The following is a 24,322-nucleotide window of genomic DNA, read 5'->3' on the forward strand; positions in this document are numbered from 1 at the left end:
TCGGGCGCCTCCCGTTCTCGTTTCTCAGGCCGTGCGCGCGGGCAGGCCGGAACGGATGAAGTAGGCGATCTGGTCGCAGATCTCGTCGACCGAGATCGCGTCGCCCGGCACGGTGGCGTGCACCATTTCCTGGGCGAGCGAGGTGACCGCGCCGATCAGCGCGAGCGTGAACAGGTGAAAACTGCGCGAGGGCGCCTCACCGCGTTCGGCGGCGCGTTGTGCCTCGCGGGTGAGCAGCGCCGAAATCGAACGCCGCTGCGCGCGACGCCATTCCTCCACCGCCGGGCTCACCCCGACGATCTCCACATAGAAAACCCGTGCGGCCCGCCGATCCCGGCAGGTCACCGAGAGAAACGCGCGGAAACTCTCCACCACGCGCACCACGAGCGGCTGTTCACGGGTGCGGTCGAGGGCTTCGTCGAGTCGTTGCAGCGCGGCGGAATTGAGCCGGTCGACCAGCGCGATCAGCAGCGCTTCGCGGCTGCCGATGTCTTCGTAGAAACTGCGCGTGGACACATTCGCAGTGGCACACAATCGTTCGATCGAGGTCGACGAATAACCACGGGTTCCGAACAATTCCAGCGCCGCGTCGGTCAAACGGCTCCGGCGTAGGGCAATTCGCTGCTCGCGCGACAATCCACCATAACTTCGACCACTCTCGACTTCTGCCGCACGCCGTACCACCCGTGCATGCTAGCGCGCGAACGGCACGAATCCGGCGGAATCGTCAGCCACCAATTCTATTGGCACACGGTGAATTACTCGGAGTCGTCGATCGGTTCGGCCAGCGGCCAGCCACCGGCCGCCAGGTGCGAGGCCACCCGCGACACGTCCTCGGCGGCGGGCTGCTGTTTCGCGAAATCGGCGACAGCCGCCGCGATCTCGGCATGGCTGATGGATTCGCGGTTCGGATTGGCCGCGATCAACTGTTCGCCGATGGCCACCACCTCGTAATCGGTGAGGTTGCGGTGCAGCACCGCGAACAGCGCGACATAGTCCGATTGCGGAATGCCCTGCGGGTAGCCGGCGCGCAGCCAGCCGAGTACCCGCGACATCAGGCCGGGCCGTACCGGTGGGGTGGATGACGAGTCGGTCATTGGTCCTCGCTCAGGATTGTCCGAACAGGTGGATGCCGAACTGGTGCGCGATGAAAGCCTTTGCCGTGAACAGGATTCCGCAGATCACCAGCACGACGATGAGAACGACGCAGATCAGTGCGCCCGCCAGGGCGAGATGGTTGCGCCGCACCCGGCCGTCGGCGTCGACCGTTTCGCCGTTGGCCCACCAGCGCACCGCGAACGCGAAGACGGCGGGCACGCCCGCGCCGAGGACGAGGGCGGCGATCAGCACATCCCACAGTTCACGCAGATTCAGCCAGAGTGTGTGCATCCCGGTGTCCTCCTATTCCGGCCGCGGGTGGTCGGGTTCGGCCGAAGCCCATTCCTCGTTGACGTTGTGGTGGTCGACCGGGTCGCGGCGCGAGCGCAGGTAGATCGCCAGCGCTCCGAACACCAGTATCGCGAACACCACGAGCACTCCGGCCAGCCCGCCGATCAGATGCGCCACCAGCCAGCAGATCGCACCGACCACGCCTGCCGCGGGCAGAGTGAGCATCCATGCGACAACCATGCGGCCCATCACCCCCCAGCGCACCTCGGCGCCCTTACCGATGCCGGTGCCGAGGATGGCGCCGGTCGCGGTCTGCGTGGTCGACAGCGGCAACCCGAAGTGCGCGGAGGTGAGGATGATCGCCGCCGACGTGGATTCGGCCGCGAGGCCCTGCGGCGACTCGATCTCGACGAGACCCTTGCCGAGGGTCCGGATGATGCGCCACCCGCCGAGGTAGGTGCCGAGCGCGATGGCGAAGGCACAGGAGGCCATCACCCACAGCGGCATGTGGTCATCGGCGTCGATCGAGCCGTAGGCCACCAGCGCGAGGAAGATGACGCCCATCGTCTTCTGCGCGTCGTTGGTGCCGTGTGCGAGCGAGACCAGCGACGCCGACCCGATCTGGCCCCACCGGAAGCCCTCGTCGGTCTTGTCCCGGCTCACCCCACGGGTGATGCGGTACACCAGGTAGGTGCCGATCGCGGCGACCAGCGCGGCGACCACCGGCGCGAGCACCGCGGGCAGCACGATCTTCACCAGCACACCCTCGGTGCCCGACACCCAGATGACGCCGCTCCAGCCGAGCGCGGCGAGCGTGGCGCCGATCAGCCCGCCGAACAGGGCGTGCGAGGAACTCGACGGCAGACCGAGCAACCAGGTGAACAGATTCCACAGGATGCCGCCGACGAGCCCCGCGAACACGATCACCAGCAGATCCTGGCCCTGCACCTCGTCGAGCCGCACGATTCCCTTGGCGACGGTCGCGGCGACGGCCACCGAGAGGAACGCGCCGATCAGATTCAGCGCACCCGAGATCGCCACGGCCGTCTTCGGCTTCAACGCACCGGTGGCGATGGAGGTCGCCATGGCGTTGGCCGTGTCGTGGAAGCCGTTGGTGAAATCGAAGACGAGAGCTGTGACGATGACGATCAACAGGACCACAAGTTCGGCGCTCACCCAGACAGTGTGTCGTATGGCCGTCGCGGATTGCCGCAGTGTTGCCCCGAAAGTCGTGGCGGGTCAGCGTCCGCCCAGCGCACGCACGGTTTCGATGGTGTCCGCCTGGGCGGGTTCCTTGTCCGGGCGGTATCGAAGCACCCGGGCGAAACGCAAGGCGACGCCGCCGGGGTACCGGGTGCTGGTCTGCACGCCGTCGAGCGCGATCTCGACCACCAGATCCGGGCGCAGGTACACCGTCTGGGCGTCGCGGTGGGTGGCGTGCCGGGGGAATTCCTCGGTCTGCCAGCGCAGCAGTTCGTCGGTGAGGCCCTTGAAGGTCTTGCCGACCATCACCGGTTCGCCGGTGTCCGGGTCGAGCGCGGCCAGGTGCAGGTTCGACAGGAATCCCGTGCGGCGGCCGTAACCCCATTCGGCACCGATGACCAGCAGGTCGAGGGTGTGCGCGGGTTTGACCTTCTGCCACGCCTTGCCGCGCCTCCCCGCCGCGTACGGCGCTTCGAGCGACTTGACCATCACGCCCTCGTTGCCGACGGCGAGCGCGTCGTCGTAGCACTCGGCGGCCGCCTCGGCGTCGGGCGCGACCAGTGCCGGGATGGCGTGTGGTCCGGCCACCCGGTCCAGTGCGGTGCGGCGCACGCGCAGGGGCTCGTCGAGCAGGTCTTGGCCGTCCAGGTGCAGGCAGTCGAAGAAGTACGGGTGCAGCAGCAGTTCGCGCGTGTCGCCGATGGTGGCGAAGCGGCTCATCGTCTCCTGGAACGGGCGCGGGCGACCGGCGTCGGTGAGCGCGAGGGTTTCGCCGTCGAGCACCACGCTCGTGCAGTCCAGGCCACGGACCAGTTCGACCAGTTCGGGTACGCCCGCGGTGATGTCGCGCAGGGTGCGGGTGAACACCCACACCTGCTCCCCCGCCCGGTGCACCTGGATGCGGGCGCCGTCGAGTTTGTGTTCGACGCTCACCTGCGGGCCGAGTTCGGCCAGCGCCTCGTCCAGCGAGCCGCCCGGGGAGGCGAGCATCGGCGCGACCGGCCTGCCCACCTCGAGCCGGAACTCCCGCAGCGCATCCTCGCCGCCGGTGATCGCGGCGACCGCGGTGGCGGGCAGGTTCCCGGACAGCATGTGCGCGCGGCGGATCACGTCTACGCCGATGCCGGTGGAGCGGGCCAGGCCCTCCACCACCTGCGCGGTGAGCGCGCCCTGGCGCAGTTCGCCGGTGAGCAGCCGGATCAGGAAGGACTGTTCCTCTTCGGTCGCAGTCGTGAACAGCTCGGTGAGTATTTCGCGGCGGCCGTTGGTGGAACTCACGCCCTTGAGCCGGGTGAAGTAGTCGTCGACCTGTTCGACCGTGAGTCGGTTCTGATCGTTCGCCGCCGCGCCCAGCCCGGTGACCGTTCGCCACCCCACACCGATCCGGCCCTGGGTTAGTTCACCCGACAACCAGGCGACCACGGTACCGATCTGCGCCGGGCCCGCGGCCGAGAGCAACGCGGCGAGGGCGGCGGTCTTCTCCTTGCGCGACCGGGTTGCCCGAACCTGCTCCGAGGTCGCGACGACATCGCTGAACAGCACCGTTCGACCGTAGCGCGCCGGTGTGACACATCGCTCAGCACACGCTGTTAAGAACCGGTTGGCAACCCTGCGAAACCGCCCATAAACTGGACATATGGCCAAAACCTATGTCGGTGCGCGGCTGCGCCAGCTGCGTAGCGAGCGTGGGCTGAGCCAAGTGACGCTGGCCCAGAAACTGGAGATCTCGGCCAGCTACCTCAACCAGATCGAGCACGATGTGCGGCCGCTGACGGTCCCGGTGCTCACCCGCATCAACGAGGTCTTCGGCGTCGACCCGACCTTCTTCTCCGCCCAGGACGACACCCGGCTCATCGCCGAACTCCAGGAAGTCGTGATGGATGCCGAGCTGGGCATCGAGGCCGACACCAAGGAGATCGCCGACATGGTGTCGGCGCACCCGTCGATGGCGCGGGCCCTGGTCGCCATGCACAACCGGTACCGCAACACCAGCGCCCAGCTGGCCGCCGCCACCGAGGACCGTTTCGCCGACGGCTCCGGCAGTGCCGCGATCAGCAAACCGCACGAGGAAGTGCGCGACTACTTCTATCAGCGCCAGAACTACATCCACGAGTTGGACACCGCCGCAGAGGATCTCACCGCCCGCATCCGCTTCCACGGCGGCGAGGTGAGCACCGAGATCGCCCGGCTGCTTCGCTCGCACGGTGTGCGGATCAGCGAGCGCATCGACCTCGGCGAGGGCGTGCTGCACACCTACGACCCGCAGACCAAGCAGCTCGAGATCTCCCCGCACCTGTCCGGCGGGCAGCGCACCTTCAAATTGGCCGCCGAACTTGCCTACCTGGAATGCGGCGGGTTGCTCGAAAAGCTGGTCGAGGAGGGCAATTTCGCCTCCGACGCGTCACGCAAGCTGGCCATGCTCGGCCTCGCCAACTACTTCGCCGCGGCAACCGTGTTGCCCTACACCCACTTTCACGAAGTGGCCGAGGACTTCCGGTACGACATCGAACGGTTGTCGGCGTTCTTCTCGCAGAGTTACGAAACCATCTGCCACCGCCTGTCCACCCTGCAACGCCCGTCGCTGCGCGGTGTGCCGTTCTCCTTCGTCCGGGTGGACCGCGCGGGCAACATGTCGAAACGCCAGTCCGCCACGGGTTTCCACTTCTCCGCCAGCGGCGGCACCTGCCCGCTGTGGAACGTCTACGAGACGTTCGCCTATCCGGGCAAGATCATGACCCAGATCGCCCAGATGCCCGACGGCCGCAAATACCTCTGGGTCGCGCGCACAGTGGAACGCCGCGCCACCCGCTACGGCCAGCCGAGCAAGACCTTCGCCATCGGCCTCGGCTGCGAACTCCGCCACGCCTCCCGCGTCGTCTACGCCGACGGCATCGACCTCGGCGAAGCCACCGCCACCCCCATCGGCGCGGGCTGCCGAGTCTGCGTCCGCTCCAACTGCCCCCAACGTGCCTTCCCCCCACTGGGCAAGTCTCTCGACATCAGCGAACACCGCAGCTCCGTCTCCCCCTACCTCATCAAGTAGCGCTCAGAAGGCTTCTTCCGGGATGGCCATGATGTCGGTGTCGAGGGCGGCCAGGATGGAGCGGGTCGCGGTGAGTTCGGGGAGGACGTTCTTGGCGAAGAAGGAGGCTACGGCTACTTTGCCCTGGTAGAAGGGGCGGTCCTTGGCGGAGGATTCACCGGTGAGGGCGGCGGCGGCGATTTCGGCCTGGGCGAGCAGGCGCCAGCCGATGAGCAGGTCGCCGACGGCCATCAGGAAGCGGACCGAGCCCAGGCCGACCTTGTAGAGCTCGGCCGGGTCCTGTTGGCCGGCCATGGCGTAGCCGGTGAGGGTGGCGGCCATGGCGGCGACGTCGGACTGGGCGGTGCGCAGCAGGGCGCGTTCGGTGGCGAAGCGGCCGGAATCGTTGGCAAGGAACGCGGTGATCTGGGCGTTGAGGTGGCCCATCGCGGCACCCCCGTCGCGAATGATCTTGCGGAAGAAGAAGTCCTGGGCCTGGATGGCGGTGGTGCCCTCGTACAGCGAGTCGATCTTCGCGTCGCGGATGTACTGCTCGATCGGGTAGTCCTGCAGATACCCGGACCCGCCGAAGGTCTGCAGCGATTCGGTGAGCAGCTGATACGCCCGCTCGGAGCCGACACCCTTGACGATCGGCAGCAGCAGGTCGTCGATGCGGTGCGCCATCTCCGGGTCGGCACCCGAAACCAGCTGCGCCACATCCACGTTCTGATGCGCGGCCGTGTAGAGGTACACCGCCCGCAGCCCCTCCGCGTACGCCTTCTGCATGGCCAGCGACCGGCGCACGTCGGGATGGTGGGTGATGGTCACGCGCGGCGCCGTCTTGTCGGTCATCTGCGTGAGATCCGCGCCCTGCACCCGCGTCTTGGCGTATTCGAGCGCGTTCAGATACCCGGTCGACAACGTGCCCGACGACTTCACGCCGACGGTCATGCGCGCGTTCTCGATCACCTTGAACATCTGCGCGATCCCGTTGTGCACCTCACCGACCAGCCACCCCTTGGCGGGCACACCGGCGGCACCGAAGGTGAGTTCGCAGGTGGGCGAGGATTTGATGCCCATCTTGTGCTCGAGCCCGGTGACGTACACACCGTTGCGGTCGCCGATCTCCATGGTGTCGGGGTCGAAGAGGAACTTCGGCACATAGAACAGCGACAGACCCTTGGTACCCGGCCCCGCGCCTTCGGGCCGGGCCAGCACCAGGTGGAAGATGTTCTCGGCCGCCTCGCCCACATCGCCACCGGAGATGAACCGCTTCACCCCTTCGATATGCCACGACCCGTCGGGCTGCGGGATCGCCTTGGTGCGGCCCGCGCCGACGTCGGAGCCCGCGTCCGGTTCGGTGAGCACCATCGTGCCCTGCCAGCCGCGCTCGAAACCCCCACGCGCCCAGCGCTTCTGTTCCTCGGTACCGATCTCGTAGAGCACCGAGCCCATCAGCGGGCCCATATTGAAGAAGCTGGCCGAGGGGTTGGCGCAGATGATGAGCTCGTTGATGGCCCACAGCAGCACATTGGGCGCGGGCGTGCCGTCCATGCCCTCGGGCATGCCGAGCCGGTACCACTGCGCCTCGTGCACGGCGGCCACGGTCTTGCGCAGCGGCTCGGGCACGGTGATGTCGAAGGTGTCGGGGTTGTAGGTGACCGGGTTGCGGTCGGCCTCGGCGAAGGTCTCCGCGATCGGGCCCTCGGCCAGCCTGCGCACCTCGTCGAGAATGTGGCGCACCGTGTCGGAGTCCAGATCGCCGTAGGCGCCGGTGTCGAGGAGTTTGTCGAGCCCGAGTACCTCGAAGAGATTGAATTCGATGTCACGCACGTTGGCCTTGTAGTGCCCCACTGGGCTCCTCCTCGACTGACCACCCCGCGGCCCGAGCGCCGCGAGATTCCGGCTGTTCGACGTCGTACGAATCGCCAGCGTGCCGCACGGGCGCGTGGCTACGCAACCGTAGCCACGCCGTAGCTCCCCGCCGAACAATTCACACGGACGAAACAGACGAAACGGGCACGTGATCGGGAGATATTCCGCTGCAACATGTTCCATCTACTGTTCCGCTCACGAATACAGCCGCTGTATACAACCCGGTGTACAGCCAGGCAGCGGTGTGTTCGTTGTGGCGCGCGTGCGCCGCCGTTACACCTGATGAGGAGAACGCCCCATGTCTGATTCCCGTGTGCTCAGGGCACTGGCCGTCCCCACGGCGGTAGCCCTGGCCGGCCTGTTGCTCACCGGCTGCGGCGCCCGCGACGACGCCTCGACCGGTTCCACCGCGGCGTCCTGCGTCGACACAACCAAAGACACCATCAAGGTCGGTTCGCTGCACTCGCTCTCGGGCACGATGGCGATTTCCGAAGTCACCGTTGCCAATTCGACCAAGCTGGCGGTCGACCAGATCAACGCGGCGGGCGGGGTGCTCGGCAAGAAGATCGAGATCGTCCCCGAGGACGGCGCGTCCGACCCGAAGACCTTCGCCGAGAAGGCCGAGAAGCTCATCAGTTCCGACTGTGTCGCCGCGGTGTTCGGCGGCTGGACCTCGTCGAGCCGCAAGGCCATGAAGCCCAAGTTCGAGAGCCTGAACTCGCTGCTCTACTACCCGGTGCAGTACGAGGGTCTGGAAGATTCCAAGAACATCTTCTACACCGGCGCCACCACCAATCAGCAGATCGTCCCGGCCCTGGACTACCTGAAGCAGAAGGGCATCACCTCCCTCTACCTGGTCGGTTCGGACTACGTCTTCCCACAGACCGCCAACCGCGAGATCAAGGCCTACGCCGCCGCCAACGGCATCGAGATCAAGGGCGAGGACTACACCCCGCTCGGCTCCACCGACTTCTCCACCATCGTCAACAAGGTGCGCACCGCCAAGGCGGGCGCGGTGTTCAACACCCTCAACGGCGACTCCAACGTGGCGTTCTTCCGTGAGTACTCCAACGCGGGCCTCAAGGCCGCCGAGATGCCGGTGGTCTCGGTGTCGATCGCCGAGGAAGAGGTCGTGGGCATCGGCGCGGATCGCCTCGCCGGTCAGCTGACCGCCTGGAACTACTACCAGACCGTCGATTCCCCGGCGAACAAGAAGTTCGTCGCCGACTACAAGGCCGCCTTCGGCGCCGACAAGCCGACCTCCGATCCGATGGAAGCCGCGTACGCCTCGGTGTTCCTGTGGAAGAACACGGTGGAGAAGGCGAAGTCGTTCGCGGTGGCCGACATCCAGGCCGCGGCCGACGGCGTGAGCTTCGAGGCGCCCGAGGGCACCGTCACCATCGACGGCTCCAACCATCACATCACCAAGACCGCCCGCATCGGTGAGATCCGCGCCGACGGCCTGATCTACACGGTGTGGGACTCCGGCAAGGCGATCACGCCCGACCCGTACCTGAAGTCCTACGAGTGGGCCAAGGGCCTCAAGTAACAGCCGACAGGTGTGGGACGCGCCGCGCGCGCGTCCCACACCGCTTTCGCTAGGAGTCCACCACCATGGACGTGCTGATCGGCCAGCTCTTCACAGGGTTGAGCCTGGGATCCATTCTTCTGCTCGCCGCGCTCGGTTTGTCGCTGACCTTCGGCCAGATGGGCGTCATCAATATGGCGCACGGCGAGTTCATCATGGCCGGCTGCTACACCACTTATGTTGTGCAGCAGGTCTTCTCCTCGGCCGGTGTGTCGCTGGCCGTCTCACTGCTCGTCGGCTTCCTGATCGGTGGCCTGCTCGGTGCCGTCCTGGAAATGGGGCTCATCCGCTACATGTACGACCGCCCGCTCGACACCCTGCTCGTCACCTTCGGTGTCGGCCTGGTGTTGCAGCAGGCCGCGCGCGACATCTTCGGCGCGCCGGCCAAGAACGTGCTGGTGCCCGAATGGCTGAGTGGCGGAATCACCATCGCCGGTGCGGTGGTGCCCAAGACGCGCATCTTCATTCTCGTGCTCGCCATCGTCGCGGTGACCGCGCTGGCCGCTGTCCTCAAGACGACCCCGATGGGCCGCCGTATCCGCGCGGTCGTACAGAACCGTGGTCTCGCCGAAACCAGCGGTATATCCAGCAGATTCACCGATATCAGCACGTTCTTCATCGGCTCGGGCCTGGCGGGTGTGGCCGGTGTCGCGCTCACACTCATCGGTTCGACCAGCCCGACCATCGGGCAGAGCTATCTGATCGACGCCTTCCTCGTGGTGGTGATCGGTGGGCTCGGGCAGATCAAGGGCACGGTGATCGCGGCGTTCGCGCTCGGTCTGCTCAATTCCTTCATCGAATACTCCACCACCGCGTCGATCGCGAAGGTGATCGTGTTCGTGCTGATCGTCATCTTCCTGCAGGTCCGCCCGCAGGGTCTGTTCACCGTGCGGACGAGGAGCTTGGCATGAGAGGTCAGCGGCCGGAGGCGGCAGCGCAGCGTAACCACGCAGGCCGCCCGATCATGCCCGAAAGGACGCAGTCATGAACGCACTGACTGAACGCCTACGCGCCTATCCCCGGCTCACTCCGCTGGCCGGGTTCGCGGTCGCGGCGATAATCCTGTTCGCCGTCGCCCCGGCGGTGCTGAGCGACTTCCGGCTGAACCTGCTCGCCAAATTCCTCTGCTTCGCGATCGTGGCGGCGGGCATCGGCTTGGCTTGGGGCCGTGGCGGAATGCTCACCCTCGGCCAGGGTGTGTTCTTCGGTATCGGCGCCTACATCATGGCCATGCACATGCAGCTCGCCGACGCCGCGCGCCTGGGCAACGAGGTGCCGGAGTTCATGGAGATCTCCGGGATCAGTGAACTGCCGGGCTTCTGGCAGCCGTTCGAATCCGCGTCGGTCGCGATCCTGGCCATCCTCGTGCTGCCCGCGCTGGTCGCGGCCGTGCTCGGGTACGGCGTGTTCAAGCGGCGGGTGCGCGGCGCGTACTTCGCCATTCTGAGCCAGGCGCTCGCGGCGGCGCTGGCGATTCTGCTGACCGGTCAGCAAGCCATCGGCGGCTTCACCGGGCTGTCGGACTTCCGGGCGTTCTTCGGGTTCCGCCTCTCGGACCCGGCCAACCGGCAGATGCTGTTCTTCATCGCGGCGGGCACGCTGCTCGTGGTGGTCGCGCTGATCCGTCAGCTCAACCGCAGCCGCTACGGCGAGTTGCTGATCGCGGTGCGTGACGCCGAGGAGCGGGTGCGTTTCCTCGGGTACGACCCCGCGAATATCAAGATCGTCGCGTACGTGGTCGCGGCGTTCCTCGCCGGTATCGCCGGTGCGCTGTTCACGCCGATCGTCGGCATCATCTCGCCCGCCGATATCGGTGTTGTCCCGTCGATCGCGTTCCTGATCGGGGTCGCCATCGGTGGCCGCACCACCCTGCTCGGTCCGGTACTCGGCGCGATCGGTGTCGCCTGGGCGCAGACCTCGCTGTCGGAGTCGTTCCCGTCGGGCTGGACCTATCTGCAGGGCGTGCTGTTCATCGTGGTCGTCGGGTTCATCCCCGCCGGTCTCGCCGGACTGTGGCCGATGGTCAAGGGATGGCGCGCGAGCCGCAAACCGGAAACACCCGCCGTGGTCACCGAGGAGAAGGTGCTGGCCCGATGACATCACACGAACCCAAGCCCGGCGGCAATGCGGGCATGAACAGCGACTACCTCGAAATCCGTGGTCTCTCGGTGAGTTTCGACGGATTCAAGGCGGTCACCGACGTGGACCTGACGGTGCTGCAGGGCGACCTGCGGTTCCTCATCGGACCCAACGGTGCGGGCAAGACGACGCTGATCGACGCCATCACCGGCTTGGTCCCGGCCACCGGGTCGGCGCAGAAGTCGGGTATCGAACTGCTCGGCAAGAAGGTGCACCAGATCGCCCGGCTCGGTGTGGGGCGCACCTTCCAGACGGCGAGTGTGTTCGAGCAGCTCACGGTGCTGCAGAATCTCGACATCGCGGCGGGTGCGGGCCGCTCGGCGCTGTCGCTGCTGCGTGCGCGCAAATCCGTGCTGCCCGCCATCGAAGAGGCCTTGGAGACGACGGGTCTCACCGCGCTGCGCGACAAGCCCGCCGGTGTGCTCGCGCACGGGCAGAAGCAGTGGCTCGAGATCGGCATGCTGCTGGTGCAGAACGCCTCGGTGCTGCTGCTCGACGAACCCGTCGCGGGCATGAGCGCGGAGGAACGCGAGGAGACGGGAAACCTGTTGCGCCGCATCGGTAGTGACCGAGTGGTCCTGGTCGTGGAACACGACATGGACTTCATGCGGTCCTTCGCCACCTCGGTGACGGTGCTCGCGGGCGGCAAGGTGCTCAGCGAGGGCAGCGTGGAACAGGTGCAGGCCGACCCGCGCGTGCAGGAGGTCTACCTCGGCACCGCGGCCATGGCAACCACAGACAAGGAAGCCGCCGATGCTTGAACTAGACGAGGTCCGTTCGGGATACGGGCGCACCGAAGTGGTCCACGGCGTGAGCCTGACCGTTCCCGACGACAGCGTGGTCGCGATCATGGGCCACAACGGGGCGGGCAAGACCACCCTGCTGCGCACCGCCGTCGGACTGCTACCGACCAAGTCGGGCACCATCACCTTCGACGGCGAGAAGATCAGCAAGCTCTCGCCGTCGCAACGGGTGAAACGAGGCATCGCCTATGTTCCGCAGGGTCAGCAGAGTTTTCCCCAGCTGTCCACAGCCGAGAACCTGCAGGTGGTGGCCGACGGTCGCAAGCGCGGCAAGGCGCTGATCGACGAATCGCTGGATCTGTTCCCCGCCCTGCGCGAGTTGCTCACCCGCAAGGCCGGGCTGCTCTCGGGCGGTCAGCGGCAGCAACTCGCCATCGCCCGCGCCCTCATCACCGAACCGAAGCTGCTCATCCTCGACGAACCGACCGAGGGCATCCAGCCCTCGGTCGTCGCCGAGATCGAGCGGACCATCATCGAATTGACGCAGCGCGGCGGGTTGAGCGTGCTGCTGGTGGAGCAACACATCGGTTTCGCGTTGCAGGCCGCCCAGCAGTACTACGTGCTGCACTCGGGGCACGTCGGTTCCACCGGACCGGGCGGGGCGGGCGCGGAATCGGCTGTGCGCGCGGCGATGGCGATCTGAACGCAGGTCGCGTCATGGGCAGGGGTGGGCGGGTTTCGCTGGCCGACCGCGTGTACGAATCGCTGCGTGACGACCTGGCGACCGGTCGGCTCGCACCGGCCGAGCGGTTGCGCGCCGAACGGCTGGCCCGGCGCTACGGCGTCTCGCGCACTCCGGTGCGCGAGGCGCTGGCCCGGTTGCAGGCCGACGGGCTGGTGCAGCGTCATCCGGAGGGGCTGTACCTGTACCGGCCACGGCTGGCGGAACTCGACGAGTTGTTCGAGTTGCGAATGGTGCTGGAGACACGCGGTTTTCAACGTTTGGTGCTTGGTTCGGCGGAGGCCCCGGCCGGACACGACCTGGCCGCCGTTCGCACGGAACTCACGCGCTGGCAGGAATTCAGGGACACGCCGCCCCGCCCGGGGCCCGAGCTGGTCGCCGCCGATGAGCGGTTCCACATCGAACTGCTTCGGGCAGCGGGCAATTCAGCCCTCGCCGAAGCGCTGAGTGCCGTCTACGTCCGGGTGCGCCCGGTGCGCACGATGGATGTGCCGACCGCCGATCGGGTCGCGGCGATCACCGCCGAGCACATCGCTATCGCCGAGCACGTACTGGCCGGACGCCGCGAGCGTGCCATGCACACCCTCGTCACCCACATCTCCGCATCCTGCGTGCATGTGCGGGCTCGGGCCGAGCAGGCTATCGCCTTCACCAAACTCGGTGGGACTGTGCGTGATTGACAGTTGCGTCGCGATGTCGATGCCAGCCGGGCATGTCATGACTCGGCCCGAGCCACGATGGTGCAGCGGTGTCGGATGGGAGTCAACAGTCGGACTGGAACGGCCAGCAGTGGGCGGGACGATGGGTGACAGTGACCGGGGCAGGGGTGGTCGACTCGGTGATGTCGGAGACCGTTCGTGGGGACGGTGAGTCGGTGAGCAGGGCGAGGATCACCATCACCAGCACGATCAGCATGCCGAGCACAGCCAGTCCGAACACAATCAAACCTGCCAGTTTGCCCTCCTTGGCCGGTTCGGTCGGCGGGGCGGGCGGTTCGACACGGCGGGGGCGTGGGGCGCGCGGTGCCGGATCGGGGCGTTTGGCCGGGAAGCCGTCGTCGGTGAGCTCGGTACGGGTGGGGGCGAGGTCGGCCAGGCCGAGGGCGGCGCAGGTGTTGAGCACCCTCTCGACGGTCCATTCGCGCGGGCCGACCGAGAAGTTCTCCAGGTAGACGCGTAGTTCGTGCGCGTCGACGGTATTGGCGACCAGCACGTCGAGGCCCGGACGTAAGGCGGTGCGCGCCGGTCGAACCACCACACCCCGGTACGGCACGAGTACCACCGCGCCGCACACATGCCTGCTCTCCTGCAGCGCGTGGTCCAGCGCCACCCGCACCGCGTGCACACCATGTTCGAGCCGGTCGGTCAGCCCGCTCGACGGTTCGGCCTCCAACTCCAGCGGACTGTCACTGATCGTCCACGCCCCCGTGCGCGACATGGCAAGCAAACCGCTCTGCCGTCGCCGGAATCCCAACACGTCGAGCACCGTGATCCCCCGTGGCGTCACCACCACCGCGTCCAGGCGCCGATCCCCCACCTGTGGGTCGATCAGGGCGAGCCCCGGGCTCGGATAGGCGCTCAGGCATTCGACGAACTCCCGCTCGGCGCCGGTGAGTTCCGCGCCCGGCCTGATCCGAACCAGCATTGCGATGTTCCCCTACCACTGCTGCGACCTCACCGCCGCTGCGCGCTGCGGTACCCAAATCATGACGCGCAACTGTTCCGAAAACCACTGGAAACCAAAGAAAAACCGACTCGCCACCGTGCGCGCGTACCGCCGAGTACGCTGTCGATTCCGACGGAACCGAGCGATAAGACGAGGTGGACGACGATGGCCGCAACGCCCCTACCACGCATTTCCCCCGGCCGGTTGGGTGAACTCGGACCGATCAACTGGGTTGTCTGGCAGGTACTTTCTCGCGCGGCCGGCACGGCGGACGCCCACCTTTTCAGCACCCTCGGTCGCACGCGTGGGCTGTTCCGGGGTTGGCTGCATTTCTCCGGCAAGCTCATGCCCGGTGGGCGATTGCCGCGCGCGGAGGCCGAATTGGTGATTCTGCGGGTGGCGCATCTGCGCGACTGCGGTTACGAGGCCGACCATCATCGCAGGCTCGGGCGCAAGGCAGGACTCACGGCGGTCGAGGTGGACCGGGTGGCGGCGGGTCCCGAGGCGGAGGGGTGGACGCCACGTCAGCGGGCGCTGCTCACCGCGACCGACCGGCTGGTGACCACCCGCGATATCGACGACGCGGCGTGGTCGGAGCTGGCCGCGCACTACGACGAGCGGTTGCTCATCGAGATCGTGTTGCTCGTCAACCAGTACGAGGGCCTGGCGTCGACCATCACCACGCTGCGGATCGAACGCGACACCTTCAAGGTGTGATCCAGCTCATAGAGCGATGCTTGGCCATTCTTCGCAGACTAAAAGCGTACAAAGTACGGAGTAATGTCACCGAGGAGAGCTCATGCAGATCACCGCTTCCGCCGTCTCGCTCAATGTGGACGACCCGCAGGCGTCGGCCCAGTTCCTCGTCGACCACCTCGGTTTCACCGAGAACATGGCGGCCGACGGGTTCGTCAGCGTCGGGCGGCCCGACGCGGGCATGGACGTCATCTACCTGCGCACCGGCTTGAAGTCGTTCAAGCCGGCGCGCATCGCGGGCAGCGCGGGCGAGGGTGTGCTCGTCGTGTTCGTGGTCGACGACATCGACAGCGAATACGAGCGGTTGCGCGGCGCGGGCGTCCCGATCGAGACGCCCATCGAAACCGAGGAATGGGGCGAGCGCTACTTCCAGATGACCGACCCCAACGGGGTGGTCATCCAGCTCGTGCAGTGGGTGTGATCAGCGGCGCGCGACGCGCAACGCGGCCACGATCAGCGGAATCTGCAGCGGCAACCGCGCGATCACCCCGGCCTTGAAAGCGGGCGAGGACTTGGGATTGCCCAGCACGTCGACGGTCATCTGCACATTGGCGGGGAAGACGGCGACGAACAGGCCCGCAGCCAGCCACCCGCCGAACCGCCTGGTCTTCGGCACCACCAGCGCCGTCGCGACCCCGAGCTCGGCGACCCCGGAGCCGTACGTGTAGGCCCGGGGTTCGCCGGGCAACTGCTTGGGAACGATGCCGTCGAACAGCTTCGGCGCGACGAAATGCAGGACACCGACCACGAACAACAAACCGCTCAGGTAGGTGTGCGCGCGTCGACGGGGAGTTTTATGAGCCACGCTCCGCACTGTAGCGGTGCGAACCGGGGTCGTCACCGGGCACTCGGGCCGCCGCGGGACACCGTCACCTTCGAACCGGTCCCCGTCGGCACTCGGATTGCCGGGCGGGGACCGCTCAGGATCAGGTCGAAGCCGACGGAACCTCGGAGACCGGGGCTCAGGCGGGCGCGAAGACCGAGGCTGCCGGGGTGGCCGGGCGGCCGAGGAGCTTGGTGAGGTCGCCGGTGCGCACCTCGAGGAAGCCCTTGGCGATGCCCGCGTCCGAGTCGGCGAGGACCGTGGCGAACTGCTCGTCCACGCCCGCGGCGTGCAGGGTGGCCGCGTATTCGCTGGTCGGCAGGTTCTCGTAGCGCACGGTCGCGCCGGTGGCGGCACCGATCGCGGCTGCCAGGTCGGGGCCGGACAGGGCCTCGTCGCCACCCAGCTCGTAGACGCGGCCCGCGTGCCCGTCGCCGGTGAGGACGCGGGCGGCGGCCTCGGCATAGTCGGCTCGGGCCGCACCCGAGACGCGACCCTCGCCCATCGCGCCGTGCAGCACGCCGGTCTGCGCGGCGTGCTCCGCGGCCTGGCTGTAGTTCTCCCAATACCAGCTGTTGCGCAGCAGCACCGTCGGCACCGACGCACCCGCGAGCACCTCTTCGGTGCCGCGATGTTCGGCGGCAAGGATCATCGGGTTCACCTCGGCCTGCGGAATGCTCGTGTAGGCCAGCAGCTCGACGCCCGCGCGTTCGGCCGCTCGAATCACGGTGGTGTGCTGGGCGACTCGCGCGCCGAACTCGTTGCCCGAGATGAGCAGCAACCGGTCGACACCGACCAGCGCGGCATCGAGTGCTGCCGCGTCGTCATAGGACGCCCGGCGTACTTCGACATCGAGATCGGCCACCTTCGACGGATCACGCACGATCGCCACCGGCCGCTCACCCGCCGCCACCAATGCTTCGACGACGAGCCTGCCCAGCTGTCCACTCGCTCCGGCCACCGCAACAGTCATGACTTCCTCCGAACTGATCGACATGTACTAACTATTAGTAAGCACTATGCATTCAGTAGGCGCTGTCGTCAAGGAGGGTAAGATCGCGGGTATGAGTGAGCAGCACCTCGACGAAGATCAGACGCTGGAAGCCGACGTCTTCGCGCGCGACTGCGCGTCCAGGTCGGTGCTGCAGAACGTCGCGAGCCGGTGGGGCGTGCTCGCCCTGGTGGCGCTGCGGGAAGGCCCGTTCCGGTTCAGCGCGCTACGCAGGCGAGTCGACGGGGTGAGCGAGCGCATGCTGTCGCAGACCCTGCAGGCCCTCGAGCGTGACGGCATGGTGCACCGCGAAGTCCTCGAGGCCATTCCGCCGCGGGTGGAGTACACGCTCACCGAGCTGGGCGCGCAGGTGGCCGACCGGCTGCACGCGCTGATCGAGGTCCTCGAGACCAATATCGGCACGGTGCAGGCGGCACGCTCCAGCTACCGCGGCAACGGCTAGTTCTTCGCCAGCAGTTCGGAGACGGTGACGAACCGGTATCCCTGTGCGCGCAAGCCGGTGACGATGCCCGGCAGGGCGGCCGCCGATTCGGTGCCGTGCATGACGTGCAGCAGCACGATGGAACCGGGCCGGGTCTGTTCGAGGGTCGTGGCGAGCACGGTGTCACGGTCGACGCCGCCCGCCGAATCGGGTTCGACATCCCAGGTCACCGTGGTGCGGTCGTGGTCGGCGAGGTATTTCGGCAGCCCGTAGAGCTTCTTGCCGTAGGGCGGGCGGAAGGTGATCGGTCCCTGATAGCCGGTGCGGCGGATCTCGGTGTCGGTGCGTTCGATCTCGTCACGCACGGTGTCACCCGAAACCAGCACCATGCGGCGATGGGTGTAGGTGTGATTGCCGATTTCGTGCCCCGCCGCCGCGATCGCCTGCCCGAATTCGGGACGCGCGGCGAGATCGTCACCGACGAGATAGAACGTGGCGGGCACCTGCAATTCGGCCAGCGTGCGCAGGATTTCCGGCGTGCGCTCGGTCGGTCCGTCGTCGAAGGTGAGCGCGACGACCTTGTCCTGGGTTTCGACGCGGTGCACGAGTTCGCCGGTGAGCTGGTAGGTGCGCGAATTCATCAGCACATAAAGCCCCGCCACCACCGCGACAGCCACAACGAGCACCGCCGCCCCACCGGTCAACCATTTGCGCATAGTGGTGTATACCGCAGATACCTCGCGCCGACGACCCAAGGCGAGAACATGGGTAACTCACCGGGGACGAGCGGACGCGACCACATCCAAAAGCTTGCCGCGTCCGCAGTCCCCGCGTACCCGAGTCACGGGGATGCGCTTACGGAATGACTTGGGTGATGTCCCCGGGGTTCAGGTAGTCGAAGAAGCGGTGGGCGCCGTCTTCGGTCATGCGGACGCAACCGTGGGACTTCGAGGTGACCGGGCCGACGTGGAATGCCATGTCGCCGTTGAAGAATGTCGCCCACCGCATCGGGGCGTCGTGCATGGTGCTCCAGTGGAATTCCCGCTTGAAGGAAATGCGGGTCACCGCGGGCGGAGTTTCGAAGCCCGCCATTCCGTGCGAGATCGGTGTCGGCCCGAAGACCACCCGCCCGTTGTCGACCAGCCATGCCTCGTTCGTCGACAGCCGCATGCACGCCCTCGCCTCGACCACCGGGCAGGGCGACGCCGTCGGAATCACGGAGGGGACACCCGGAATATCGGGTCCACCAGGGAAAAGAGGTTCCGCCGCTGCGGGAGCCACGGCAACCGATCCAGCCGCCGCGACCAGAGCCGCCACACGTGCCATCCATCCGAGAATGCGCTTGCTCATGGGTTCTCAGTTGCCTCTCAACCGTGCCCGCCACCCGCGAGTCGACCGGGGCGAGGGGACCATCTCATGGAACACGAACAGTTCGAACACGAGCCAGGAACAACCACCAGAAGGTGCTAACGCATCATCGACCACAAAAGAAGATTCACCAAATCAAACTCCGCGATTTGGCCGAAAAGAAATAGAAACCCGGTAGTTCCGGGCACGAGCGAGGGGCGGCCGCTGCGCGAACCGCCCCTCGGTATCCGCTACTCAGAAGTTGATCATATGGCCGGCGAGGCCATGGATCGCTTCCTGCAACGCCTCACTGAGCGTCGGGTGGGTGTGCACGTTGCGGGCCAGCTCGTTGACCGTGAGGTCCCACTTCTGGGCCAGCGTGAGCTCCGGCAGCAACTCGGAGACATCGGGGCCGATGAGGTGGCCCCCGATGAGTTCGCCGTGCGTGTTGTCGGCGATCAGCTTCACGAAGCCGGTCGGGTCGGCCAGGCCGTGGGCCTTGCCGTTGGCGGTGAACGGGAAGGTCGCCACCTTCACGTCGTAGCCCTCGTCGCGCGCCTGCTGCTCGGTGAGGCCGAAGCTGGCGACCTGCGGCTGGCAGAAGGTGGCGCGCGGCATCATCCGGTAATCGCCCAGCGGCATCGTCTCGGCGCCGCCGATGGTCTCGGCCGCGACCACGCCCTGCGCTTCGGCCACGTGGGCCAGCTGCAGCTTGGCGGTGACGTCACCGATGGCGTAGATGTGCCCCACGTTGGTGCGCATGTAGTCGTCGATCGCGATGGCGCCGCGATCGGTGAGCTCGACGCCGGTGGTCTCGAGGCCGTAGCCCTCCACCCGCGGCGCGAAGCCGACGGCCTGCAGCACCTTGTCGACGGTGACGGTCTCGACGTTGCCGGACTTGTTGTCCTTGATCTGGACGGTGACCTTGGAGCCGTCGTCGTCGATCGACTGCACGGCCGCACCGGTGGTGATGGTGATGCCGAGCTTCTTGTACTGCTTGGTGATCTCCTTGGAGACGTCGACGTCCTCGTTGGGCAGGGCCCGGTCGAGGAATTCGACGATCCGCACGTCGACGCCGTAGTTCTTCAGGACGTAGGCGAACTCCATGCCGATGGCGCCCGCGCCGACGATGAGGATCGAGCCCGGCAGGTCGCGGGTGAGGATCTGCTCCTCGTAGGTGACCACGTTCTCCGACAGCTGGGTGCCGGGCAGCAGCTTGGTCGTGGTGCCGGTGGCGATGATGACGTTGTCGAACGAGATCGTCTCGTTGCCGCCCTTGGTGAGGGCGACATCGAGCGAGTTCGGGCCGGTGAAGGTGCCGAGACCGTCGAACTCGTCGATCTTGTTCTTCTTCATCAGGAAGTGCACGCCCTTGACGCGACCGTCGGCCACCTTGCGGCTGCGGTCGAAGGCGGCGCCGAAGTCGAAGCTGACCTCACCGGAGATGCCGAAGGTCTTGGCTTCCTTGTGGAAAATGTGGGCCAGTTCGGCGTTGCGCAGCAGTGCCTTGGACGGGATGCAGCCCACGTTCAGGCACACGCCACCCCAGTATTTCTGCTCGACAATCGCTGTTCGCAGGCCGAGTTGAGCGGCACGGATCGCGGCGACATATCCGCCGGGACCAGCGCCGAGAACGACGACATCGTAGTGGGAAGTCACGTCACCGAGCCTAACTCTGTTTCGGGGAGTTCACCCACCCGTCCCCCACTTCGGTGAGATGCGCTCGCCTGAGCTCGACCGAGACGGACCGAACGGTACTGTCGGCGGGGTGAGCGGCGCGGGATCAGGGGGCCGAGCGGAGATCGGCAGCCGGGTCGACGGCACTGTTTCGGTCCATCTGGTGCGCCTGCTGGTTCAGTCGGCGCGGAAGCTCGGGGTGGCCGAGGAACAGCTGGCGCGCGTACCCGGCACCGACGAGGTGGTGCTGCGTGGCGAGCTGAACCGGCTGCCGATGAGTTCGCTGCTTCGGCTGTGGGAGTTGATCGCGCGGCCCGGCGCCGGTGTCGCGGTAGCCGAGGCCGCACCGCTCGGCACGTTGAACACCTGGGACTACCTGGTGACAACCGGTGCGACACTGGCGGATTCGTTGCGCGCCGCCCAGCCGTACCACCGTCTGGTCACCGCCGCCGCCGAGGGTTTCGACCTGTCCGGTGAGGCCGATCTCACCATCGGCTATCGCACGTCGGCGAGCGACCCGACGGTCGCGTCGACGGTCAACGAGTACGTGCTGGCGTACTACCTGCGCCGCGCCCGCGAGGCGACCGGACGCCCACTGGTTCCGACGAAGGTGACCTTCGGGCATCCGGCGCCACCGGACCACCACCACCTGATCGACGTATTCGGTACGCGCACCATCGAATTCGGTGCCGACGCCGACTCGATCACGTTCCGCGCCGACGATGCCAACGCCCCGCTCCCCCGCGCCGACCCGATGCTCGCCGACCTGATGCGCAGCCACGCCGATCTCGTCCTCGCCTCCGCACGTACCGTCGCCGACCCCCTCGACGCGTTCCGCATCGCCCTCGCCTCCGCCCTCGACGCCGCCGACCCCACCCTCGCCCGCGTCGCGAAGGCCCTGGCCATGAGCGAACGCTCCCTGCAACGCCACCTCGCCGAACAGGGCACCACTTGGCGCGAGGAACTGGACCGCCTGCGCTACGGGCGCGCGAAAACCCTGCTCGCCCAGGGCGTCACCACGTCAACCATCGCCCGCAACTTGGCCTTCGCCGACGACCGCGCCCTCCGCAAGGCCTTCCACCGCTGGACCGGGACCCCGCCCACCCTCGCGCGCTGACGCCCCGGGCCGCAGGGTCTTCCCGATCTCGTCGGCGAGTAGAAAACCGGCCAGACCGTGCGCGTGCTTCTCCCGGCGCACGAGGGAGATGATGTTGAGGCTGAACGCGTCTCGAACCTGGCGGAAAAGCAGCCGCCCGTCGCGGAGTTCTTCGGCGATGTCGAATTCGCTGAGGAAGGCGATGGCGTCTCCGGACATGGCGAGCCGCTTCATCGTTTCGATGGAATTGGTGTGAAAGGCCGGCTGGATATCGAGTCCCGCATTGGTGAAGGCTTCGGCGACGATGCCGTGGATCACCATGGACCGGTCGGCGAAGATCAGCGGAAACGGCGTGCACTGGGCGAGCGGAACGGTGTCCATCGGCGCGAGCGGATGATGCGGTGAGACAACAACTCCCAGCCGGGTGTTCATCTGCCAGCAGACTTCCAGCTGGGCCGAGGCCGGGATATTGAAGCCGAGGCCGAGGTCGGCTTCGCTGTTCTCGATGGCCCCCACGATGTCGAGGGTCGACATGGTGCGGATCGAGATCCGGATCTGCGGATGCCGAGCCCGGAAGCTCGCGGCGGCGGTGGCGACGACGCTGCTGGCCAGGCCCGTCATGGTGGCGATGACCACCTCGCCGCTGCCGAGGGCGCGCAGGTCCCGGATATCGGTGACCGTTTCGCGGTATTGGCGCAGCGTCTGCCGGATATGGGCGACCAGCGCCTCACCGGCCGGGGTGAGGCGCATGCCGCGAGGCAACCGCTCGAACAGCGGCTGTTCCAGCTCCGCCTCGAGCAGCAGGATCTGCCGGTTGATCGCCGAGGGCGCGACGTGCAGCCGGGCGCCTGCCGCACGAATCGACCCGAGCCGAGCCACCTCGTCGATGTAGTGCAGCAATCGTGAATGGAGCATCACGCACCTCCTCGGCGAAGTGTACGAGAAATGAGTACACCTCGTGCGAAAACGAATGCTTGTGGGCAACAGTGCCGGTCGCGTCCAATCAATACAGACACACATATCGAGATGAGGACGCCGATGCCCCAATCGAATTCGACAACCGACTCCTTCGCCGGATCCGCCGCGGTCGCCGATCAGGAAAACCATGTCCGGACGATTTTCGACATCCTGGAGGGCAGGCGGGAAGCCGACCTGCTGCTCCACAATCTGCACATACTCGACGTACACAGCGAAACCGTTTATCCCGGATCCCTACTGGTGCACGGCGAACGCATCATCGCGCTGAATCCCGACGACACCATTCGGTACCGCGAATCCTTCGACGGCGGTGGGCTTTACGCGATACCCGGGCTGATCGATGTGCATCTGCACTTCGAGTCACAGCTCGCACATCCGGCGGCCTTCGGCGAGGCGATCGTCCCGAGCGGAACCACGACGGTTTTCGGGGAGACGCTCGACTTCGCCAGTGCGGCCGGCAAGGAAGCCGTCGACGCGGCACGGGCACTGTTCGCCGACCACGACAAGCTCCCTTACCGGCTCTACGCGTTCGCACCGGGGAAGAAGACCCCACCGGAAGTCACCGAGGCGATGCTGGAGATGGATCCGGTCATCGGCCTGGGTGAACTCGCCCACCTGTCGTATATGACCGGCAATGCCGAGGACTTCCGTAAGTCCGCGCTCGGCCGGGCGAACGCGGGATTCGTGAACTGCCACTGGGGCGTGACGGCGCTGTCGGACACCCTGCTGAATTACATGCCCGCCATCGGCGTCGACAACAACCACGATGTCTGGAACGAAGACGATATCGAGAAGAGCATCCGCTACGGCCTGAACACCCAGATCAAATTCGGGGTCGGCAGTCCGGAGGTGATTCGAACCATGTTGCGCGCCATCGTCAAACGTCGCTGGCCCGCCGAGAATTTCCAGCTCTGCGCCGACAATATCTCGGTGGACCGGGTGTTGCGACAGGGCCATATCGACTGGGTGATCTCGCTGGCCGTCGAAATGGGGATGCCGCCGATTCAGGCGATCAAGATGGGCACGCTGTATGCCGCGCGTTCCTTCCACAAGGATCGCGATCTCGGTTCGCTGAGCCCGGGACGGTTCGCCGACATCGTGCTCACCGACAGCCTTTCGCGCATCAATCCGCGCTATGTCTTCAAGGGCGGCAAGCTGATGGCGAAGGACCGCAGGCTGCTCGATCCGGTCCGCATCGACTATTCGGTGCTGGCCAAGCAGCCGCGCCCCGGTCTCGACGACCTGCGTCCCGAGCAGCTCGACCTCACACCGCTCGAGGTCTCCGACGACGGCACGCGGGCGAAAGTCCTGCTCTTCGATGTCTACGGGCGCGGGCACCTCAAGTTCGCCCAGGGAGTCTGGGTTCCTGTGCGCGGCGGTTCGATCGTGCCCGAGCACGAGGGTGTGCGGCTCAATCGGATCTCCGTCGTGCAGCGCTATGCCGACGGGGAGCGGCACATCGTGAACGGCTTGTTCAAAGGCGTCTCGATCGAGGGCGGCGCGGTCGCCACGTTCTGGCCCGCCCCGAAGGCCTATTTCGTGGTCGTCGGTACCGACAGCACCGAGATGTGCAACAGCCTCCAGCACCTCGACGGTCTCGTCGGCGGCTGCGTCGTCACCGCGGGTGGCGCGGTGAAAGCCGTTCTGCCACTCGACTTCTACGGCGTGATGGCCGATATGGACCTCGCCGAACTCGTCGAAGCCACCCGCGCGATCGACAACGCCCTGGCCGTTCTCGGCAACAAGAACGAAGGTGAACCGGTGGTCAACAAACTGCTGACGCTGTTCATTTCGCTCGACCGCTTCGGCTTCATGAAATAGCCTCGGCTACCGCAGAGCAAGGGAT

At 66.6% G+C, this 24,322-nt stretch carries 25 protein-coding genes; 12 read left to right on the forward strand and 13 right to left on the reverse strand.

Annotated elements, in window-relative coordinates:
• Positions 1-24 precede the first annotated feature (24 nt).
• The 5 genes from ACWEVR_RS08625 to ACWEVR_RS08645 form a co-directional block, all read right to left on the reverse strand.
• Complete coding sequence (locus ACWEVR_RS08625) at positions 25-684, reverse strand: TetR/AcrR family transcriptional regulator (RefSeq protein WP_067484741.1); 660 nt, start codon at positions 682-684, stop codon at positions 25-27.
• 74 nt (positions 685-758) lie between these two features.
• Positions 759-1,097 carry a DUF3349 domain-containing protein gene (locus ACWEVR_RS08630; protein WP_067979280.1) on the reverse strand — a complete coding sequence of 113 codons (339 nt, stop codon included), beginning with the start codon at positions 1,095-1,097 and terminating at the stop codon, positions 759-761.
• A 10-nt stretch (positions 1,098-1,107) separates the two neighbouring features.
• Positions 1,108-1,389: a hypothetical protein gene (locus ACWEVR_RS08635; protein WP_067641967.1), complete on the reverse strand. Its 282-nt coding sequence runs from the start codon at positions 1,387-1,389 to the stop codon at positions 1,108-1,110.
• Between the two features lie 12 nt (positions 1,390-1,401).
• Positions 1,402-2,565: an inorganic phosphate transporter gene (locus tag ACWEVR_RS08640; protein ID WP_357150260.1), complete on the reverse strand. Its 1,164-nt coding sequence runs from the start codon at positions 2,563-2,565 to the stop codon at positions 1,402-1,404.
• Positions 2,566-2,628: 63 nt separating this feature from the next.
• The gene (locus ACWEVR_RS08645; protein ID WP_452466378.1) at positions 2,629-4,134 is read right to left on the reverse strand and encodes an ATP-dependent DNA ligase; all 1,506 of its coding nucleotides are present in this window, start codon (positions 4,132-4,134) and stop codon (positions 2,629-2,631) included.
• A 94-nt stretch (positions 4,135-4,228) separates the two neighbouring features.
• Here ACWEVR_RS08645 and ramB point away from each other — a divergent pair, with 94 nt between their 5' ends.
• Positions 4,229-5,635 carry an acetate metabolism transcriptional regulator RamB gene (ramB, locus tag ACWEVR_RS08650; protein ID WP_452466379.1) on the forward strand — a complete coding sequence of 469 codons (1,407 nt, stop codon included), beginning with the start codon at positions 4,229-4,231 and terminating at the stop codon, positions 5,633-5,635.
• Between the two features lie 3 nt (positions 5,636-5,638).
• Here the strand turns inward: ramB and ACWEVR_RS08655 are convergent, their stop codons facing one another.
• On the reverse strand, positions 5,639-7,468 hold the full coding sequence (locus ACWEVR_RS08655) for an acyl-CoA dehydrogenase (protein ID WP_452466380.1): 1,830 nt from the start codon (positions 7,466-7,468) through the stop codon (positions 5,639-5,641).
• Positions 7,469-7,787: 319 nt separating this feature from the next.
• On the opposite strand from ACWEVR_RS08655, the gene urtA reads away from it, so the two are divergent.
• The 6 genes from urtA (at position 7,788) to ACWEVR_RS08685 (ending at position 13,381) form a co-directional block, all read left to right on the forward strand.
• Positions 7,788-9,038, forward strand: coding sequence for an urea ABC transporter substrate-binding protein (urtA, locus tag ACWEVR_RS08660; protein ID WP_452466381.1), 1,251 nt, complete (start codon positions 7,788-7,790; stop codon positions 9,036-9,038).
• Positions 9,039-9,103: 65 nt separating this feature from the next.
• Positions 9,104-9,988, forward strand: coding sequence for an urea ABC transporter permease subunit UrtB (urtB, locus tag ACWEVR_RS08665; RefSeq protein ID WP_452466382.1), 885 nt, complete (start codon positions 9,104-9,106; stop codon positions 9,986-9,988).
• A gap of 73 nt (positions 9,989-10,061) precedes the next feature.
• The gene (gene urtC / locus ACWEVR_RS08670) at positions 10,062-11,174 is read left to right on the forward strand and encodes an urea ABC transporter permease subunit UrtC (RefSeq protein WP_067484714.1); all 1,113 of its coding nucleotides are present in this window, start codon (positions 10,062-10,064) and stop codon (positions 11,172-11,174) included.
• Positions 11,171-11,977: an urea ABC transporter ATP-binding protein UrtD gene (urtD, locus tag ACWEVR_RS08675; RefSeq protein ID WP_452466383.1), complete on the forward strand. Its 807-nt coding sequence runs from the start codon at positions 11,171-11,173 to the stop codon at positions 11,975-11,977. Before urtC ends, urtD begins: the two co-directional genes overlap by 4 nt.
• Complete coding sequence (urtE, locus tag ACWEVR_RS08680) at positions 11,970-12,662, forward strand: urea ABC transporter ATP-binding subunit UrtE (RefSeq protein WP_067641975.1); 693 nt, start codon at positions 11,970-11,972, stop codon at positions 12,660-12,662. Before urtD ends, urtE begins: the two co-directional genes overlap by 8 nt.
• A 14-nt stretch (positions 12,663-12,676) precedes the next feature.
• The gene (locus tag ACWEVR_RS08685; RefSeq protein WP_452466384.1) at positions 12,677-13,381 is read left to right on the forward strand and encodes a GntR family transcriptional regulator; all 705 of its coding nucleotides are present in this window, start codon (positions 12,677-12,679) and stop codon (positions 13,379-13,381) included.
• 82 nt (positions 13,382-13,463) lie between these two features.
• Here the strand turns inward: ACWEVR_RS08685 and ACWEVR_RS08690 are convergent, their stop codons facing one another.
• Positions 13,464-14,345: an NERD domain-containing protein gene (locus ACWEVR_RS08690; RefSeq protein ID WP_452466385.1), complete on the reverse strand. Its 882-nt coding sequence runs from the start codon at positions 14,343-14,345 to the stop codon at positions 13,464-13,466.
• Positions 14,346-14,531: 186 nt separating this feature from the next.
• Here ACWEVR_RS08690 and ACWEVR_RS08695 point away from each other — a divergent pair, with 186 nt between their 5' ends.
• Together ACWEVR_RS08695 and ACWEVR_RS08700 are read left to right on the forward strand one after the other, a co-directional pair.
• Entirely contained in the window at positions 14,532-15,083 is a 552-nt protein-coding gene (locus tag ACWEVR_RS08695) for a carboxymuconolactone decarboxylase family protein (RefSeq protein WP_452466386.1), read from the forward strand.
• A gap of 82 nt (positions 15,084-15,165) precedes the next feature.
• On the forward strand, positions 15,166-15,543 hold the full coding sequence (locus ACWEVR_RS08700; protein WP_067484693.1) for a VOC family protein: 378 nt from the start codon (positions 15,166-15,168) through the stop codon (positions 15,541-15,543).
• Here the strand turns inward: ACWEVR_RS08700 and ACWEVR_RS08705 are convergent, their stop codons facing one another.
• A complete protein-coding gene (locus ACWEVR_RS08705; RefSeq protein ID WP_452466387.1) occupies positions 15,544-15,927 on the reverse strand; it encodes a DoxX family protein in 384 nt (127 codons plus the stop codon).
• Positions 15,928-16,084: 157 nt separating this feature from the next.
• Positions 16,085-16,918, reverse strand: coding sequence for an NmrA family NAD(P)-binding protein (locus ACWEVR_RS08710; RefSeq protein WP_452466532.1), 834 nt, complete (start codon positions 16,916-16,918; stop codon positions 16,085-16,087).
• A 91-nt stretch (positions 16,919-17,009) separates the two neighbouring features.
• On the opposite strand from ACWEVR_RS08710, the gene ACWEVR_RS08715 reads away from it, so the two are divergent.
• Positions 17,010-17,399 carry a winged helix-turn-helix transcriptional regulator gene (locus tag ACWEVR_RS08715; RefSeq protein ID WP_452466388.1) on the forward strand — a complete coding sequence of 130 codons (390 nt, stop codon included), beginning with the start codon at positions 17,010-17,012 and terminating at the stop codon, positions 17,397-17,399.
• Here ACWEVR_RS08715 and ACWEVR_RS08720 read toward each other — a convergent pair.
• The 3 genes from ACWEVR_RS08720 to lpdA form a co-directional block, all read right to left on the reverse strand.
• Complete coding sequence (locus ACWEVR_RS08720; RefSeq protein ID WP_452466389.1) at positions 17,396-18,094, reverse strand: polysaccharide deacetylase family protein; 699 nt, start codon at positions 18,092-18,094, stop codon at positions 17,396-17,398. The two genes, ACWEVR_RS08715 and ACWEVR_RS08720, sit on opposite strands and share 4 nt — an antisense overlap.
• A gap of 139 nt (positions 18,095-18,233) precedes the next feature.
• Entirely contained in the window at positions 18,234-18,548 is a 315-nt protein-coding gene (locus ACWEVR_RS08725) for a L,D-transpeptidase (protein ID WP_225278427.1), read from the reverse strand.
• 432 nt (positions 18,549-18,980) lie between these two features.
• A complete protein-coding gene (lpdA, locus tag ACWEVR_RS08730; protein ID WP_357393971.1) occupies positions 18,981-20,384 on the reverse strand; it encodes a dihydrolipoyl dehydrogenase in 1,404 nt (467 codons plus the stop codon).
• A 109-nt stretch (positions 20,385-20,493) separates the two neighbouring features.
• Between lpdA and ACWEVR_RS08735 the strand changes: the two genes are divergently transcribed.
• Positions 20,494-21,519, forward strand: a complete 1,026-nt coding sequence (locus tag ACWEVR_RS08735; protein WP_452466390.1) for an AraC family transcriptional regulator ligand-binding domain-containing protein — start codon at positions 20,494-20,496, stop codon at positions 21,517-21,519.
• Here the strand turns inward: ACWEVR_RS08735 and ACWEVR_RS08740 are convergent.
• Positions 21,424-22,413 carry a LysR family transcriptional regulator gene (locus ACWEVR_RS08740; protein WP_452466391.1) on the reverse strand — a complete coding sequence of 330 codons (990 nt, stop codon included), beginning with the start codon at positions 22,411-22,413 and terminating at the stop codon, positions 21,424-21,426. The genes ACWEVR_RS08735 and ACWEVR_RS08740 overlap by 96 nt on opposite strands.
• A gap of 123 nt (positions 22,414-22,536) precedes the next feature.
• Here ACWEVR_RS08740 and ACWEVR_RS08745 point away from each other — a divergent pair, with 123 nt between their 5' ends.
• The gene (locus tag ACWEVR_RS08745) at positions 22,537-24,297 is read left to right on the forward strand and encodes an adenine deaminase C-terminal domain-containing protein (protein WP_452466392.1); all 1,761 of its coding nucleotides are present in this window, start codon (positions 22,537-22,539) and stop codon (positions 24,295-24,297) included.
• The last annotated feature ends 25 nt before the right edge of the window (positions 24,298-24,322 follow it).

The sequence above is a fragment of the Nocardia sp. NPDC003979 genome (genome assembly GCF_053605015.1).